Raw genomic sequence first — 17,030 nt, forward strand, 5'->3', positions numbered from 1 at the left:
TGACAAATGGTTGCTAAAAAGCGTTTGTAACGCATCTGAAACTTTATAATCAAAGGCAAAAAAAACTATGCACCGTTATCGCAGTCATAATTGCGCGGCTCTTCGTAAATGCGATGTAGGAACACAGGTTCGTCTTTCCGGATGGGTTCATCGTGTTCGGGATCATGGCGGAATTCTTTTTGTGGACTTGCGGGATCATTTTGGAATCACGCAAATCGTTGCCAATCCGGATTCACCGGCTTTTGAAATCATCGAAAAGGTGCGTTCTGAATGGGTTATTCGTGTAGATGGGGAAGTGTATGCACGTTCTGATGAAGTCATTAATACAAATCTTCCAACAGGTGAGATTGAAGTTTTTGTGAAAGAGGTTGAAATTCTTTCAAAGTCTGAAGAGCTTCCTCTCCCCGTTTTTGGCGAACCTGATTATCCAGAAGATATTCGATTAAAGTATCGTTTTCTTGATTTACGTCGCGAAACTATGCATAAAAATATAATGCGTCGTACCAAAATTATTGCTGCTATCAGACGGTACATGGAGGATAATGGTTTTACAGAATTTACGACGCCGCTTTTAACTGCATCATCTCCAGAAGGGGCACGTGATTTTTTAGTTCCAAGTCGTATTCATCAGGGAAAGTTTTACGCATTGCCGCAAGCGCCTCAACAATATAAACAGTTGTTGATGATGTCAGGTTTTGATCGTTATTTTCAAATCGCTCCGTGTTTTAGAGATGAAGATCCACGGGCAGATCGTCTTCCCGGTGAATTTTATCAATTAGATGTTGAAATGAGTTTCGTTGAGCAGGAAGATGTTTTGGCAACAATGGAACCCATTATACGTTCTCTTTTTGAAGAATTTGCAAATGGAAAACCTGTAACACAAAGCTTTCCTCGTATTTCGTACGATGAAGCAGTGCGGAAATATGGTTCTGACAAGCCTGATTTACGTAACCCAGTCATTATGGAAGATGTTTCTCAACATTTTTGTGATTCTGGTTTTAAAGTTTTTTCTCAGATTTTAGCGAATGATAAAAATGCGCAAGTGTGGGCTATTCCGGCTAAAACAGGGGGAAGTCGTGCTTTTTGTGATCGTATGAATGTATGGGCACAAGGTGAGGGACAACCAGGACTTGGTTATATTTTCTGGCGTGAAGAGCAGGGAAAGTTTGAAGGAGCAGGACCTATCGCTAAGAATATTGGTGAACAGAGGACTGAAGCACTCCGTATGCAGCTTAGACTTGAAGGTGGTGATGCTTGCTTTTTTGTGGCCGGAGATCCAAAGAAGTTTTCATCTTTTGCTGGAGCTGCGCGCACACGGGTAGGGGAAGAATTAGATCTTATTGATAGGAATTGTTTTTCTTTGGCGTGGATTGTTGATTTTCCATTTTTTGAATGGAATGAAGATGAAAAAAAGCTTGATTTTGCACATAATCCTTTTTCAATGCCTCAGGGTGGGAAAAATGCTCTCGATTGTCAAGATCCTCTTACTCTTAAAGCTTTTCAGTATGATCTTGTTTGCAATGGTTATGAGATTGCATCAGGTGGAATCCGTAATCATTCTCCGGAAATGATGCTCAAGGTTTTTGATCTGGTTGGACTTTCTAAAGAAGTGGTCGAAGATCGTTTTGGTGGTCTTTATCGTGCATTTCATTATGGGGCTCCACCGCACGGCGGTATGGCGGCTGGTATTGATCGTATTATTATGCTTTTGCAAGGCGTGAAAAATTTACGTGAGGTTGCTTTATTTCCCATGAATCAGCAAGCGCTTGATCTTTTGATGAGTGCGCCATCTGATGTTTCTGTTGCACAATTACGTGATTTAGGAATCCAAGTTTCTCCTGCTCTGAAAAGCAGTTCGTAAATTTGTCTAAAGATAGTTAATAAATATTGAGTATGGGGAGGGCGATAATATCAATTTTTCTGTATATGGTAAAATTTTATGCTTTTAAATGACATAAATATATAGATTATTTATAATAAAATTAAAACTATTCTTTGTTTAAACTCTTCAATATTATAAAATAGATTACAAATTATTTTTCTTTATAAGAAAAAATCATTTTTATTGATCTAATATTGATGCTTTTTAAAATTATAAAATTTAAATTATCTAAGAATTTTATCATAATAAAACTTTATATGAATTTATTTTTATATTAAATTGTATCATATTTTATTTTGTTTAGATTTATCAATTTTGAATTGGCAACAGCATTATTTTTTGAGCTTTTTTTCTATCCTAAAAATGCAGATCGTTAATTTTAAGAATAGAATTTTTTTCATTTGTTATATTAACTTTTAAAAGACGATATTTTTATTGTTCTTTGAAAAAGGACTCTATTTAAATGCAGGCATATTCCTATATGTTGCTAAGATGGGGTGTAAAGCACACGCATAAATTTTTCAAATTGCTATAATTTTTTATTCATGTTTTAATCACAATGTTTACTTTTATATAGTTTATTATTCAAAAAATAGTCAATTGATAGAAGATTGTATTTAAAAATATTATAAAATAACTGCTCGTTATTTTGGGAATTGTTGTCCTAATACTATGTCTGATAAAATGATTTTACCTTTTGATAAAGAGCATATTGAGCCAATAGAATTGCGTTCTGCTTTACAGGAGCGCTATTTGGCTTATGCACTTTCTACCATTACGCACCGTGCATTGCCTGATGTGCGTGATGGGTTGAAACCTGTGCATCGGCGTATTGTTCATGCGATGCGTTTGCTTAAGCTGAATCCCGGACAATCCTACGCTAAATGTGCACGAATTATTGGCGATGTCATGGGAAAGTTTCATCCTCATGGTGATGCATCTATTTATGATGCATTGGTGCGCTTGGCTCAAAGTTTTGCTGTTCGTTATCCATTGGTCGATGGACAAGGCAATTTTGGTAATATTGATGGTGATAATGCTGCTGCTATGCGTTATACGGAAGCACGCATGACTGAAGTGGCTGCGTTGCTGCTTGAAGGGATTAATGAAAATGCTATTGATTTTCGTTTAACCTATAATGAAGAAGATGAAGAGCCTGTTGTTTTACCGGGAGCTTTTCCTAACCTTTTAGCGAATGGTTCATCAGGTATTGCTGTTGGTATGGCAACGTCTATTCCACCGCATAATGCTGCTGAATTATGTGATGCCGCGTTGCATTTGATTGCTCATCCTGATGCAAATGATGAGGAATTAAATCAGTTTGTTCTTGGGCCTGATTTCCCTACGGGCGGTATTTTGGTTGAGCCTAAAAAAAGTATTGAGGAATCTTATCGTACAGGACGTGGGTTCTTTCGATTGCGTTCGCGTTGGCATCAAGAGACTGGTAGTCGTGGTTCTTATGTGATTATTGTTACGGAAATTCCATATCAAGTTCAAAAGTCACGTCTTATTGAGAAAACAGCAGAATTACTGCTTGCACGGCGGTTACCAATGCTTGAGGATATTCGCGATGAATCAGCAGAAGATATCCGCATTGTGCTGGTTCCTAAAAATCGTACAGTTGATCCTGAACTCCTCATGGAGTCTCTTTTTAAATTAACGGATTTTGAAGTAAGATTTCCTCTAAATCTGAATGTTTTATCTTTGGGAAAAGTGCCGAATGTTCTTTCTTTACGCGAAAGCTTGCAGCAATGGCTTGAACATCGTCAAGAAGTGCTTATTCGTCGCTCTAATTATCGTCTTGATGAAATTGATCGTCGATTAGAAATCCTCAACGGATATCTTATCGCATATTTAAATCTTGATGAGGTGATCCAGATTATTCGTGAAGAGGATGAACCGAAAAAGGAATTGATTAACCGTTTTGAATTAACAGAAAATCAAGCTGAAGCTATTCTTAATATGCGGTTGCGGTCTTTACGTAAGCTTGAAGAATTTGAAATTCGTAAGGAATTTGAAGCTCTGAAGGCTGAAAAGGAAAGACTGCAAAATTTATTAGCTTCCAGCACAAAGCAATGGAAAATGATTTCCGAGGAAATCATAAAAGTTCGTAAAATTTTTGCTCCTGAAACTCTCTTAGGGAAAAGGCGTACAACATTTGAAGAAGCGCCAAGACATGATATTGATGATATTCATCAGGCAATGATCGAAAAAGAACCGGTCACTATTGTTATTTCTGAAAAGGGATGGATGCGTGCTTTGAAGGGGCATTTGAGTGATTATAAAGCACTTTCTTTCAAAGAAGGTGATTGCTTAAAGTTAGCATTTCCCGCCTTCACTACAGATAAGATTACAGTGATAAGTACGGGTGGAAAGTTCTTTTCTATTAGTGCAAATAGTTTGCCTGGAGGGCGAGGACATGGTGAACCAATTCGTATTTTAGTTGATATGGATGATGAACACGATATTCTTACTGCCTTTGTGCATAACGCGCAGGAAAAACTGCTTTTGGTTTCATCTTATGGAAATGGTTTTATTGTTCCTGCAGCTGAAGTGATGGCCAATACACGAAAAGGAAAGCAAGTTATGAATGTAAAGTTTCCTGATAAAGTAAAACTTTGCACTTCGGTAAACGGTGATCATGTTGCAGTGGTTGGTGAAAATCGTAAAATGCTCATTTTTTCTATTGAACAAATACCAGAAATGAGTCGTGGTAAAGGTGTTCGTTTACAACGTTACAAAGAGGGCGGAGTTGTTGATGCCAAAACCTTTCATTTATCAGAGGGATTAACCTGGCAAGATACAGCTGAACGCAGTTTTAATCGCCAAGCTGGTGAGCTCATTGAGTGGATGGGAACGCGTGCGGGAGTAGGGCGTATGGTTCCGAAAGGCTTTCCAAAATCAGGAAAGTTTACCAATTAAATTGTGTCATATATTGAATAATTTCTGTGCTCCATAAGAGAGTGGTAGTAAGATTCTGTTTGTAAAGAATAGGCATGTTACCAAGAAAAAGTATGACATTAAGCATACTGATTGGTAAAAGATTTGATCTTTATCGAGGGTGAGTTTCTGCAAAACACATGAGAGCCTTAAAAATACTCTCCGTTGTTTTGTTGAAGACGTTCATTGTGTTTTTAAGTGGTGAGAGCTTCCCCTTACCTGTAAGGAAAGTGAACCTAGTTTCCCTAAAAGTCATGAATCCTAGCGTCTGAAAGGAAGCTCTTATCCGTTTTTGCAAGCGCTTGCCGAGGGCTATGCGTTATGATGGTGAAGCTATGAAGATTGATCCCACTTTTTCGGGTTCATCCCTATGCCAAGCTTATAGAGATTCGCATGAAAGAAAAACACGTTGAGAAGAAGCAGAGAAAATTTACCACAAAGAGGCATGCTATGGTGGATTCCTTAGGTTTAATCTTTACGTTTTGTTCTTACTCCCAGGAATTGGAGGGCTATGATTAAACCACTTCCGCTTTTGAAGAAGATGAAAATAAAAAGTTATTTTGATAATGGTCATGTTTAGATGCACGAAGAGAAGGGGTGAAGAAGAAAAATTGCATCTTTGTTTTTCTTTCTGCACAAATAAGAAAACATTGTAGAGCAATGATGAACACCATTACAAAGAATAATGCTACCTTATCAAAGGTTATTTTCAATAAACTCCATCACTTCAGACGTCGTTTCTAGCGATTGGAGAAAGAGCTTCTTTTTTATAGGATTTCTGGTCTATGCTTCAATTACTTTCTCAGTTAGAGAGTTTAGGTATACAAAGCCTAGGTTGTAAAGGCGTACAGATTTCGGTTTTATTTTTTACATACCGCTAAGATTGTTTTTGACCTTTTTTATCGTGGCATTTATTCGGGATTATTATATTGCCTAAAAAGATGCCCACGTTCAGCCCATAAGACGAGGAGTATGGCAATGAGACTAAGAAAGAAAAATCCTGCTGAATTAGGAATTGTTGTCTCGTCAAATTGTTGAGCAATAAAAAAACTAAGGCCTGTAGCAATAGATGTTTGGAGAAAACCAGATACAGAAGATGCCGTTCCAGCAATTTCTCCTACAGGTTCAAGAGCGAGTGTATTGAAGTTTGCCATCATGCCGCCGCAGGTAAACATCAGTATACAGAATAACAGCATGTAAAAAGGAAAAGGAATAATGCCAGCTGTTAAGAGAGAACCAACAAACCATAAGCATGAAGTGATACAAAAGAGTAAAAGCATACTATGAGCAATACGGCGCATTCCAAGGCGTCCGACGAGTTGAGAATTAAAGAATGATGATAGAGCTTGAAATGCAGCACCAATTGCGAAAGCAATAGGGAACCACAGTCCTAGATTATAAATCCCTTCATATGTTTGTTGCGATGTATTAACGGCGATAAAGATACAGCCTAAAATAATGGAAGTTGCTAGTGTATAGCAAAGTGTTGTGCGATTGGTTATCACAATCCGTAAATTATGTTTAATTGAAGAAAAAGAAAGAGAGCGCTGAGCATAAAGGGTTTCGGGCAAGCGCAGTTGAATCCAAATCATCAGTCCAAAACCAATAATTGCCATAAATATAAAAATAAATTGCCAATTTCCAAACAGTAAAATTATTTGTCCTGTTGCAGGTCCAATCATTGGTGCAATGAGGAAAACCATCATGACAATAGACATCACTTCTGCCATTTTTCGACCACTATAGAGATCACGTACAATGGAAACCGTGAGCACGCGCATAGCAGCTCCTCCCATACCTTGTAGGATACGTAAAATGAGTAATACGGGAAAACTGGATACGAAGGCACAGCCAATCGCCGTCAATGAATAAAAAGCAAGACCAATAAGAATAAGTTTACGTCGCCCATAACGGTCGCTTATTGGACCAAAAAATATCTGTGTGGCGCCATAGCTGATCAGATAACTAGAAATAATATAATGTTGATCGTTTTCATTGATAACATTTAAACTATTTAAAATGTTGGGCATAGCTGGCAACATAATATCAACAGCTATAGAATTGATGGCCATGAGTGAAGCAATGAGAATAACAAACTCTTTATAGCCAATCTTTTTTCTAATCGCATCACTATGTTTTTGTTCGTCGACTGAATATGACATATACATCCTTTAAATAAAAGTTTCGACTGAACACGGTTTTATAAGGAGCTGAATATAATGAGATATATCTATGATTTATTGCAAGGAATGTCCTTTTCCTTTAGCAGTTCTTGCAATTCATTATTTTGAAACATTTCTTTAACAATATCGCAACCGCCAATAAATTCGCCTTTGATATAGAGTTGTGGAATTGTGGGCCAATTTGAGTAGTTTTTGATTCCTTGACGCAATTCGTCAGAAGTTAAGATATTAATTCCTTTATAATTTAATCCTAAATAGTCAAGGATTTGAACAACTTGTCCAGAAAAGCCACATTGTGGAGCGTCAGGCGTTCCTTTCATGAATAAAATGACGTCATTTGTTTTAATTTCGTTGTCAATAAAATCATGAACATTAGTCATCTCTATTCCTCAATAGTACAAATTCTTGGAAGTGTGCATTTACGCTCGTATTGCTTTCTAATCGTATTGAGTGAATGAATGCAAGAAGAAATTTTTAAATTATTTGGGAGTACTTGTTTGCAGTGCTAGAGCGTGAAGGTTATTTCCCATATTATCTTTGAGAGCATCATAGACCATTTTGTGTTGTTGAACACGGCTTTTACCGCGAAAGCTTTCAGAAATAACTTCTGCAGCGTAGTGTTCTCCATCTCCAGCAAGATCACGGATTATCACAGTCGCATCAGGAATGCCTTCGCGAATAAGCGCTTCAATTACACAGGCACTCATTGCCATGATTACTCTCCTCTGTTTGTTAATTTTTATAAGAGTAGCATAATATAGTCAAGAGAAACGAAAAACGCTTTATTCTTCGCCCATAAATTGGGGGAACCAGCTTTCATAGGCTTGTATGAGTTCATCTACGGAAAGTTTTAATATGCCATCTATATCAAGTGAAGTACCTGTAACTATACCAAGTTCTGTTAAAGAAACTGCACTTGTTTGTGCAAGTTCTTTAAGGTTATTGAGCGCTTCAGGTTTGACTGCTAAAAGATAACGTCCCTGGTCTTCTCCAAATAGTTCTGCGTGCTCTGGTGATTTGTTGGTTAATTTTGCTTTGATCCCTTTATTTGCTTTAATAACCATTTCTGCAAGTGCAAGAGCTAATCCTCCATCAGAAAGATCATGCGCGGCATGAACGAAACCCCGATGAATGACATTTCGAACAAATTGACCATGCCTTTTTTCAAGTTGTAAATCCACGTGAGGTGGTGCACCTGCATCAATATTTAAAATGTCCCGTGCATAGATTGATTGTCCTAAATGCGAGCCGCAAGGTCCAACCAAAACAATGTTATCTCCATTTTGCATACCACTGATTGTTATCATTTTAGACCAATCGTCAAGAAGGCCAACACCAGCAATCGTGGGGGTAGGAGGAATTGCCTCTCCGTTGGTTTCATTATAAAGAGAAACATTGCCTGAAACGATAGGAAAGTCGAGAACTCTACAAGCTTCACCTATGCCTTTAATGGCAAAAACCAATTGTCCCATAATTTCAGGTTTTTCAGGATTACCAAAATTGAGATTATCTGTAGCTGCTAGTGGTATTGCGCCTGTCGTGCTAATATTGCGCCAACATTCTGCAACGGCTTGTTTTCCTCCTTCATAAGGGTCAGCTTCACAATAGCGAGGCGTTACATCAGAAGAAAAAGCAAGGGCACGTTTGTCGTTATTGCCTACACGGATGATGCCTGCATCGCCTCCTGGACGAACAAGTGTATTTCCTTGAATAAGTGTATCATATTGCTCATAAACCCATCGCCGTGAACTTTGATCAGCAGAGTTTAATAATGTCAGGAGTGCAGCGGCAAGATTTTCAGTTTTTTTGACTTCTTCTGCTTTAAGGATAGGTTTTGAGGTAGGTTCACTCCACGGACGATCATAAATCGGTGCTTCATCACCGAGTTCTTTGATTGGAAGGTTGACGACTTCTTCTCCTTGATGCAATACACGGAAACGTAAGTCATCTGTTGTTTTTCCAATAATGGAGAAATGAAGTTCCCATTTATGAAAAATTTCAGCTGCTTGTTGTTCCATTTCTGGTTTAAGAATCATCAGCATACGCTCTTGGCTTTCAGAGAGCATCATTTCGTAAGCTGTCATGTTTTCTTCACGAACCGGAACTTTATCGAGATTAAGCTCTATACCTAGATTTCCTTTTGCCCCCATTTCAACCGCAGAGGATGTTAAACCTGCAGCACCCATATCTTGAATAGCAATGACAGCTCCTAGTTCCATCAGTTCCAAACAAGCTTCAAGAAGACACTTTTCAGTAAAAGGATCACCTACTTGAACGGTTGGACGTTTTTCATTGATTGAATCATCAAATTCGGCAGAAGCCATTGTTGCGCCACCAACACCATCACGCCCTGTTTTTGCTCCCAAATAAACAACAGGAAGTCCCACTCCTTGTGCTTTGGAGTAAAAAAGAGAGTCTGTTTTTGCAATCCCAGCGGCAAAAGCGTTGACAAGGATATTGCCATTATAACGCTTATCAAAATTCACTTCTCCTCCAACAGTTGGGACGCCAAAAGAATTTCCATAGCCACCAATTCCGGAAACGACTCCAGAAACAAGATGGCGTGTTCGAGGATGATCAGGAGAACCAAATCGTAATGCATTCATGGATGCAACAGGACGGGCGCCCATTGTAAAAACATCCCGCAAAATGCCACCAACACCTGTTGCTGCACCTTGATAAGGCTCAATGTAAGAGGGGTGGTTATGGCTTTCCATTTTGAAAACGACGCATTGACCTTCACCAATATCAACAACACCAGCATTTTCACCAGGACCTTGAATGACATATTTGCTTTTTGTTGGAAGAGTTTTTAGCCATTTTTTAGATGATTTATAAGAACAATGTTCATTCCACATTGCAGAGAAAATTCCAAGCTCGGTAAATGTTGGTGTTCTACCAATCAGTTTCAAAATATGTTGGTACTCGTCAGCTTTTAGACCATGACGTGCAACTAATTCTGGTGTTATGGCAATGTTATTGCAAGGATTCATGAGTTTTTTCATCCATTAAAGTAATCAAGATTTGGCTTTTTGTTGCTTCTGATGCAGTTTTTCAGTTTAGTTGCTTTTTTGTTTTATGACGAGACCATTAATGAACTATAAGCCCCAATTTTATCCGCTTGTCATTTAAGCTTGAAGAAAAAGATTTGTTTTAGGTGCTCAGAGTAACGTGCTTTTTTAGGTAAGGAAATTTTCTTAGTAAGATTATTCATTGCATATATTCTGGGGCATATATTCTGGGTCGTATTAGAATCAGTAACTAATGTAAAATCGCTAAGGGTAGCAGAATAGCTTTTGTTTATGATCATTAATTTGCCAATTCTAAAGCACTTCGGAAAAGTAAAAGACCATCAGTACCACCATGTGCGGTTTCAATAAAGTTTTCAGGATGAGGCATCATACCAAGAACATTACCAGCTTTATTAATAATACCAGCAATATCACTGATTGAGCCATTAGGATTTGTATTTTCTGCATAGCGGAAAACAATTTGTCCATTGTCTTCCATTTGTTTTAATGTCTCACTGTCAACAAAATAGTTTCCATCGTGATGAGCAACAGGACAACGAATAATTTGTCCTTTGGAATAATATCGAGAAAATTTCGTGTTGGCGTTCACTATTTCAAGTTTTACTTCACGACAAACAAATTTTAATGAAGCATTACGCATTAAGGCACCAGGTAATAATCCAGATTCCAATAAAATTTGAAATCCATTACATATGCCTATCACCAGAACACCTTTTTGTGCTTTTTCACGAACAGCTTGAAAAATTGGTGTTTGTGCGGCAATAGCGCCACATCTTAAATAGTCACCATAAGAAAAACCACCAGGAATAAAAATAACATCTATATCGTCTGGAATTGTTGACTCTGTTTGCCAAATTTTTAATGGCTCAACTCCTGTGATGTGTTGTAATGCTGCAATCATATCCCGATCGCGATTTAATCCAGGTAATTGAATGATAGCAGTTTTCATGGAGGGGTCCACTTAAAGAAGTTCTATGGTGTAATTTTCAATGACAGTATTTGCGAGTAACTGTTCACACATTTTTTCAAGTTTTTGCTTTGCTGTTTCAGCAGGTTGATCATCAAGCACAACATCAAAAACTTTTCCTTGGCGAATAGAATGAATGCCTTTGAAAGCTAAACTCTTTAAAGCATTGACAATCGCTTCTCCTTGCGGATCAAGAACGCTGCTTTTGAGAGTAACTGTAACGCGTGCTTTCATTTTTTATTTCCTATTTTTAGAAGTAGCTCTCTTTGAGGAGATGTATTTACGATATTAAAGGGAGGTGATATGATATCACCTTATTTTTTATTTTACTAAAACAGGACCACTTGGTCGAGGAGGTTCATTTTCATTGATGATACCAAGACGTTTTGCCACTTCTTGATAGGCGTTAATAAGTCCTCCCATATCACGCCGAAAACGGTCTTTATCCATTTTTTCTCGTGTTTGTATATCCCATAAGCGGGCGGAATCAGGTGAGATTTCGTCGGCAAGAACAATACGCATTGTTTCATTTTCCCATAAACGACCAAATTCCATTTTAAAATCAATTAATTGAATACCAACACCTACAAAGAGTCCAGAAAGAAAATCATTAATACGAATTGAAAGTTGCATAATGTCTTCTAATTCTTGCGGAACAGCCCATCCAAAAGCAGTGATATGTTCTTCAGTGACCATTGGGTCATCAAGAGAATCATTTTTATAATAAAATTCAATGATGGATTGCGAAAGAGCAGTGCCTTCTTCTAACCCTAAACGTTTAGCAAGAGAGCCAGCAGCAACGTTACGAACAACCACCTCCAATGGAATAATTTCAACGGCTTTAATGAGCTGTTCGCGCATATTTATACGCTTGATAAAATGTGTTGGGATGCCCAAACGGCCAAGATGGCTAAAGATGTGTTCGGAAATACGGTTATTTAACACCCCTTTTCCGTCGATTATTTCATGCTTTTTTGCATTAAAAGCAGTTGCGTCATCTTTAAAAAATTGAATATAGGTACCTGGCTCAGGTCCCTCATATAGAATTTTGGCCTTGCCTTCATAAATACGGTGGCGACGATTCATTGTGATTCTCTATTTCTCTGAGAGGTTTTAATAGCATTGATGAGTAATACTATCCTAGTTGATAGAAATTCTCAATGATTGCTATGATACTTCTTACAATTTTTATTATATGGATTGAAACCATAAGGGGTGCAGTACATAAACAGGGTAAAGAAGGCTATTTCCATAAATTAAATTTTTGCAAGGAAATGGGAAAGAACCATAAGCCCTTCAGGCCAAGGCCCATGGCCTGATTCTGCATTGATATGGCCAGACTGTCCAGCGTCAACAAAAAGTGCTCCCCAATCATTGGCAAGATTTTCTGCTACCGAGAATTGGCAAAATTCATCGTTGCGGCTGGCTATAACTACTGAGGGAAAAGGTAATTTTTTACGGGGGTATGGGCCAAATGTTTTTAAGTGTTTTGGACGTATTTTTTCATTGGATACATCTGGAAGAGCAACAAAGAAAGCACCATAGATCTTTCCTGCATTTGGGAGTGTTGCCTGAATAGCTGTAGGAACTCCCAATGAATGGGCAATGATAAAAACAGGTTTTTGGGCTTGTGTAATGGCGATTTTAACCTCATTAACCCATTCTTCACAAACAGGTTTTGACCAATGAGCTTGTTTAACACGACGAGCCGTAGACAATTTTTTTTCCCAGCGTGTTTGCCAATGGTCAGGACCAGATCCTTTATAGCCAGGCACAATAAGAATATCGAGTTGATTTGCTTTCATAAATTGTTTTCTTCATCACAATAAGCTTTGTGAGCATAAGCCGAAGGCAATACATTATATGCAGTTTTTGTCATTATCCAAAAACGCGTTTAAAAATCGTGTTGATATGTTTGGTATGGTAAGAAAGGTCAAATTTTTCACGAAGTTCTGCCTCATTTAATGCTTTTGTAACATCTTTATCATTGAGTAATTCTTCTAAAAAGTCTTTTCCTTGCTCCCAAACCTTCATGGCATTTCTTTGTACAATACGATAAGAGTCTTCACGACTGATGCCAGCTTGCGTGAGTGCTAGAAGCACCCGTTGTGAATGAACAAGACCACGAAATTTATTGAGGTTTTTTTGCATATTTTCTGGATAGACAATTAAGTTTTCAATGACGGATGTGAGGCGAGCAAGAGCAAAATCAAGCGTAATGGTGGCATCAGGGCCAATATAACGTTCAACGGATGAATGAGAAATATCACGTTCATGCCAAAGTGCTACATTTTCCATGGCTGGCATTGCAAATGCACGCACCATACGCGCTAATCCAGTTAAGTTTTCTGTTAAAACTGGATTACGTTTGTGAGGCATGGCAGACGACCCCTTTTGTCCAGGTGAGAAATGCTCTTCTGCTTCAAGAACTTCTGTTCGTTGTAGATGGCGTATTTCTATAGCTAGTCTTTCAATGGATGAAGCAATAACACCGAGTGTTGCAAAGAACATAGCATGGCGATCGCGTGGTATAACTTGAGTGGAAACAGGTTCAGCACGCATACCAAATGCTTTTGCTACATGTTCTTCAACACGTGGATCAATATTAGCAAAAGTTCCTACAGCTCCTGAAATAGCGCAAGTAGAAATTTCTTCGCGTGCTGCGAGAAGACGTTTGCGACAACGAGAAAATTCAGCGTATGCAAGAGCAAATTTTACTCCAAATGTCGTTGGTTCAGCATGAATGCCATGACTTCGCCCAATTGTGATTGTTTCTTTATGTTCAAAAGCACGTTTTTTTAATGCTTCAAGAAGTTGGTCGATATCTTTTAGCAAAATATCACTGGCGCGCATCAATTGAATGCTAAGCGTTGTGTCTAAGACATCTGATGATGTCATACCTTGATGGACAAAACGAGCTTCTGGTCCAATAAATTCAGCTAAGTGAGTTAGAAATGCTATAACATCATGCTTGGTGATCGCCTCAATCTCATTAATGCGGTTTACATCAAATTCGGCAGCTTTCCCTTTTTCCCAAATAATCTTTGCTGCCTCTTTTGGAATGATACCCAGTTGTGCTAGTGCATCACAGGCATGTGCTTCAATTTCAAACCAAATACGGTATTTTGTTTTTGGTGACCAAATTGTTACCATTTCAGAGCGGGAATAACGGTCGATCATAATTTTTTCCTTATCGTGAGAGAATTGCTGCTTGGCGCAATGCATGAATACGTGTTTTGTAGAGCTCTTTGTTTCCATCTTTATAAATTGCAGAGCCTGCAACAAATACATTTGCACCAGCTTTGGCAGCTATTCCGATTGTATCAACAGTGATACCACCATCAACTTCAAGATCAATAGGCCGATTGCTAATCATACTTTTAACGCGTTTGATTTTATCTTTCATTTCTGGAATGAAACTTTGCCCACCAAAACCAGGATTGACTGTCATGATCAGGATAAGATCTAATTGATCAAGCAAATATTCAAGTACGTATTCCGGTGTACTTGGATTGATTGAAATTCCAGCTTTTTTTCCCATTGCTTTAATTATTTGTAGTGAACGGTGAACATGAGGACCCGATTCTGCATGAATGGTTATAATATCTGAACCAGCTTTTGCGAAAGCTTCAAGATAAGGATCTACGGGCGCTATCATCAAATGAACGTCAAATATTGCTTTGGTTAATGGGCGTAGTGCCTTGACGACATCGGGCCCAAAAGTGATATTAGGAACAAAGTGGCCATCCATAATATCAAGATGAAGCCAGTCTGCTCCAGCATCAACAACATCTAACACTTCTTGGCCAAGTTTGGAAAAATCAGAAGCTAAAAGTGAAGGTGAAATGAGGTAAGAACGAGGCATTAAGATCTCCTTAGTTGGCTCTTTTTAGCATGTAGTTCTGTATGTTAAAATATCATTTACGTTATGATGTAAAAGAATTGCTATATGTCATAGATCTTTTTATTGAAATGTTTCTTGGAATTTTAAAGCTGTATAAGTGAAAGATATGCCAAACCATACAACACATTTAATGTCTAAACTGCAACATATTGTTACTATTTCTCCGCAGGAGTATCGTGATACTATGAGTCATTTCGCGGGAGCTGTGCATATTGTAACAACGAATGGTGTTAAGGGAAAGCGTGGGGTGACAGTTTCAGCTTGTTGTTCCTTATCAGATGATCCTCCAACGCTTCTTGTTTGCTTAAGACGCCATAATCCTAAGAATAATCTGTTTATGGAGAATGGAAATTTTTGTGTTAATAGCTTGGCAGGAAAACATCGTTCATTAGCGGATATTTTTTCTAAGCGCTGCGCTTTTACACAAAATGAATGTTTTGATAGAGCTCAATGGAGTACTTTGCAGACTGGTGCACCTAGTCTTTTAGATGCCTTAGCGTCACTCGACTGTCGTTTAATTTGTTGGCACGAACATGCAACCCATTATGTTTTGATTGGCGAAGTTGTTGCCATAAATCGTAATCAAGAAAAAGACGCTTTGATATATTTGAATCGTGCATATCATACTCTGCCTTTATAAATGTTTTTGTTTCTTTCCATACTCGGGTATCGTTGTTGGTGCGTTCAATTTTTTGCTCATAATTGGATAAGTTTATTTTGCATTATCCTGAATGCTTGTGTTTTTTACTTTTGTAAGCTTGCTTATAGCTGTGACTGGAATGAGTGTTTATGAGGATGCCCTGTCTAGAGTTATCACAATATAGTACATGTTGTGTAAAAAGTGGCGATGATTTAAACACAATGATTTTAAACGTATTGGTATGTTCTTATAAAAAAGCATTTTACTCTTGTGTTGATCGGCGTTGGACAATATATAGACCGCACATACCATATATGGAGGTTTATGGCATGAGCGAAAAGGTTGATGGTCAATATCGTCCTAGTGAAGATGAGCCTTTTATGAATGAGCGGCAAAAGGCGTATTTTCGTGCAAAATTGGTTTCTTGGAAAAATGATATATTGAGAGAAGCTCGTGAAACTTTGGAAAATTTGCAGGAAGAGAATGCTGGTCAGCCTGATTTGACTGATAGAGCATCTTGCGAAACTGATCGTACAATCGAATTGCGTGCTCGTGATCGTCAGAGGAAACTTATTTCAAAAATAGATGCAGCTTTAGAGCGTATTGATAATGGGACTTACGGGTTTTGTGAGGAAACTGGCGAACCTATTAGTATAAAGCGTCTTGAGGCTCGACCGATTGCAGTTTTGTCGTTGGAAGCACAGGAACGTCATGAGCGACGAGAAAGGGTTTATCGCGACGATTGAAATCAATTGTGATGATGAACAAATGGAAGACTCGCCGCCAAAGTGGGTTATTTTATTTTTTCTGGACAGGGATAAATAAGGATGGCTCTTGCCGTCCTTCAATTTCAGCGGTGATTGCTGAATCTTCCAAATATTGATTCATAAAAGGCTTAGAGATATTGTCTGGAGAATGCTCTCTTTCACTTACGGAAAAAGGTATTTTCTCTGTAAGATTGGGATTTGAGTTGGTTTCAGTTGTTGTTAATGTTGACTGTGTATCTTGCTTTTGTTTATCAGTGCTTTTGTGTGTGATGCGTTTATTGATAATATTCGATTCTATAACAACATCTGTTAGCCCACCAATAAGAATAAGATGTTCCGCATCATCACGACGTATCAAAATAAGGCGACGCGTACGATCGATAGCAAGTGTATCGCAGAGGGTTAATCGTGGTGGACGTTTTTTTCTGTGTGTGTTGTATCCTCTTGTAGTTAAACGGCGTAAAAACATGATAATCACAGCAATAATTGTGATTATCACTATGAAAAGCACAAGGCTTAAGGTTATGTTCGCTGCGGATGTGCCTATTTGATTTGATAACCAGACATGCATGGTGCTTCTCCCATTTATATTATATAAGTTTGTAAATATACCTTAAAAGGTTCACTTATAATATGAAACATGATCTTTTTAACATTGAATGATTTTCATTGGGTAGATATTATCATGGTGTATATTTCATAACAACGATTATGG

General features: G+C 38.1%; 15 protein-coding genes. 4 read left to right on the plus strand and 11 right to left on the minus strand.

The features are described 5' to 3' along the window. The first annotated feature begins 67 nt into the window (after positions 1 to 67). A complete protein-coding gene (aspS, locus tag QHG54_RS00930; RefSeq protein ID WP_406604269.1) occupies positions 68 to 1,861 on the plus strand; it encodes an aspartate--tRNA ligase in 1,794 nt (597 codons plus the stop codon). A gap of 693 nt (positions 1,862 to 2,554) precedes the next feature. Further along, on the plus strand, positions 2,555 to 4,804 hold the full coding sequence (parC, locus tag QHG54_RS00935) for a DNA topoisomerase IV subunit A (protein WP_317993366.1): 2,250 nt from the start codon (positions 2,555 to 2,557) through the stop codon (positions 4,802 to 4,804). Positions 4,805 to 5,733: 929 nt separating this feature from the next. On the opposite strand, the gene QHG54_RS00940 is transcribed toward parC, so the two are convergent. From QHG54_RS00940 to rpe, 10 genes are all read right to left on the minus strand, one after another. Next, positions 5,734 to 6,984 (minus strand): multidrug effflux MFS transporter, encoded by a 1,251-nt coding sequence (locus tag QHG54_RS00940; protein ID WP_317993365.1) that lies wholly within the window; start codon positions 6,982 to 6,984, stop codon positions 5,734 to 5,736. A 68-nt stretch (positions 6,985 to 7,052) separates the two neighbouring features. Further along, positions 7,053 to 7,385, minus strand: a complete 333-nt coding sequence (gene grxD / locus QHG54_RS00945) for a Grx4 family monothiol glutaredoxin (protein ID WP_406604270.1) — start codon at positions 7,383 to 7,385, stop codon at positions 7,053 to 7,055. A gap of 99 nt (positions 7,386 to 7,484) precedes the next feature. Further along, positions 7,485 to 7,718: a BolA family transcriptional regulator gene (locus QHG54_RS00950; RefSeq protein ID WP_317993363.1), complete on the minus strand. Its 234-nt coding sequence runs from the start codon at positions 7,716 to 7,718 to the stop codon at positions 7,485 to 7,487. Between the two features lie 69 nt (positions 7,719 to 7,787). Beyond that, positions 7,788 to 9,998: a phosphoribosylformylglycinamidine synthase subunit PurL gene (purL, locus tag QHG54_RS00955; protein ID WP_406604271.1), complete on the minus strand. Its 2,211-nt coding sequence runs from the start codon at positions 9,996 to 9,998 to the stop codon at positions 7,788 to 7,790. Between the two features lie 316 nt (positions 9,999 to 10,314). After that, entirely contained in the window at positions 10,315 to 10,986 is a 672-nt protein-coding gene (gene purQ / locus QHG54_RS00960) for a phosphoribosylformylglycinamidine synthase subunit PurQ (protein ID WP_317993361.1), read from the minus strand. 12 nt (positions 10,987 to 10,998) lie between these two features. Then, positions 10,999 to 11,238, minus strand: coding sequence for a phosphoribosylformylglycinamidine synthase subunit PurS (gene purS / locus QHG54_RS00965; protein WP_317993360.1), 240 nt, complete (start codon positions 11,236 to 11,238; stop codon positions 10,999 to 11,001). 87 nt (positions 11,239 to 11,325) lie between these two features. Next, positions 11,326 to 12,090 carry a phosphoribosylaminoimidazolesuccinocarboxamide synthase gene (purC, locus tag QHG54_RS00970; protein WP_317993359.1) on the minus strand — a complete coding sequence of 255 codons (765 nt, stop codon included), beginning with the start codon at positions 12,088 to 12,090 and terminating at the stop codon, positions 11,326 to 11,328. Positions 12,091 to 12,260: 170 nt separating this feature from the next. Then, a complete protein-coding gene (locus QHG54_RS00975; RefSeq protein ID WP_317993358.1) occupies positions 12,261 to 12,809 on the minus strand; it encodes an alpha/beta hydrolase in 549 nt (182 codons plus the stop codon). Between the two features lie 73 nt (positions 12,810 to 12,882). Next, positions 12,883 to 14,184 carry an adenylosuccinate lyase gene (gene purB, locus QHG54_RS00980; RefSeq protein ID WP_317993357.1) on the minus strand — a complete coding sequence of 434 codons (1,302 nt, stop codon included), beginning with the start codon at positions 14,182 to 14,184 and terminating at the stop codon, positions 12,883 to 12,885. 10 nt (positions 14,185 to 14,194) lie between these two features. Further along, entirely contained in the window at positions 14,195 to 14,869 is a 675-nt protein-coding gene (rpe, locus tag QHG54_RS00985) for a ribulose-phosphate 3-epimerase (RefSeq protein WP_317993356.1), read from the minus strand. A 145-nt stretch (positions 14,870 to 15,014) separates the two neighbouring features. On the opposite strand from rpe, the gene QHG54_RS00990 reads away from it, so the two are divergent. Beyond that, on the plus strand, positions 15,015 to 15,548 hold the full coding sequence (locus tag QHG54_RS00990; RefSeq protein WP_317994052.1) for a flavin reductase: 534 nt from the start codon (positions 15,015 to 15,017) through the stop codon (positions 15,546 to 15,548). Positions 15,549 to 15,877: 329 nt separating this feature from the next. Then, a complete protein-coding gene (dksA, locus tag QHG54_RS00995) occupies positions 15,878 to 16,294 on the plus strand; it encodes an RNA polymerase-binding protein DksA (RefSeq protein ID WP_317993355.1) in 417 nt (138 codons plus the stop codon). Between the two features lie 52 nt (positions 16,295 to 16,346). Here the strand turns inward: dksA and QHG54_RS01000 are convergent, their stop codons facing one another. Further along, a complete protein-coding gene (locus tag QHG54_RS01000; RefSeq protein ID WP_317993354.1) occupies positions 16,347 to 16,886 on the minus strand; it encodes a flagellar biosynthetic protein FliO in 540 nt (179 codons plus the stop codon). Positions 16,887 to 17,030 lie beyond the last annotated feature (144 nt).

It is taken from the genome of Bartonella gliris (assembly GCF_045277155.1).
Taxonomy (GTDB): Bacteria; Pseudomonadota; Alphaproteobacteria; order Rhizobiales; family Rhizobiaceae; genus Bartonella; species Bartonella gliris.

Bases quoted from the DNA above. Each gene is read 5' to 3' on its own strand.
- aspS (WP_406604269.1), top strand. From the start codon at position 68: ATGCACCGTTATCGCAGTCATAATTGCGCGGCTCTTCGTAAATGCGAT.
- parC (WP_317993366.1), top strand. From the start codon at position 2,555: ATGTCTGATAAAATGATTTTACCTTTTGATAAAGAGCATATTGAGCCA.
- QHG54_RS00940 (WP_317993365.1), bottom strand. From the start codon at position 6,984: ATGTCATATTCAGTCGACGAACAAAAACATAGTGATGCGATTAGAAAA.
- grxD (WP_406604270.1), bottom strand. From the start codon at position 7,385: ATGACTAATGTTCATGATTTTATTGACAACGAAATTAAAACAAATGAC.
- QHG54_RS00950 (WP_317993363.1), bottom strand. From the start codon at position 7,718: ATGGCAATGAGTGCCTGTGTAATTGAAGCGCTTATTCGCGAAGGCATT.
- purL (WP_406604271.1), bottom strand. From the start codon at position 9,998: ATGAATCCTTGCAATAACATTGCCATAACACCAGAATTAGTTGCACGT.
- purQ (WP_317993361.1), bottom strand. From the start codon at position 10,986: ATGAAAACTGCTATCATTCAATTACCTGGATTAAATCGCGATCGGGAT.
- purS (WP_317993360.1), bottom strand. From the start codon at position 11,238: ATGAAAGCACGCGTTACAGTTACTCTCAAAAGCAGCGTTCTTGATCCG.
- purC (WP_317993359.1), bottom strand. From the start codon at position 12,090: ATGAATCGTCGCCACCGTATTTATGAAGGCAAGGCCAAAATTCTATAT.
- QHG54_RS00975 (WP_317993358.1), bottom strand. From the start codon at position 12,809: ATGAAAGCAAATCAACTCGATATTCTTATTGTGCCTGGCTATAAAGGA.
- purB (WP_317993357.1), bottom strand. From the start codon at position 14,184: ATGATCGACCGTTATTCCCGCTCTGAAATGGTAACAATTTGGTCACCA.
- rpe (WP_317993356.1), bottom strand. From the start codon at position 14,869: ATGCCTCGTTCTTACCTCATTTCACCTTCACTTTTAGCTTCTGATTTT.
- QHG54_RS00990 (WP_317994052.1), top strand. From the start codon at position 15,015: ATGCCAAACCATACAACACATTTAATGTCTAAACTGCAACATATTGTT.
- dksA (WP_317993355.1), top strand. From the start codon at position 15,878: ATGAGCGAAAAGGTTGATGGTCAATATCGTCCTAGTGAAGATGAGCCT.
- QHG54_RS01000 (WP_317993354.1), bottom strand. From the start codon at position 16,886: ATGCATGTCTGGTTATCAAATCAAATAGGCACATCCGCAGCGAACATA.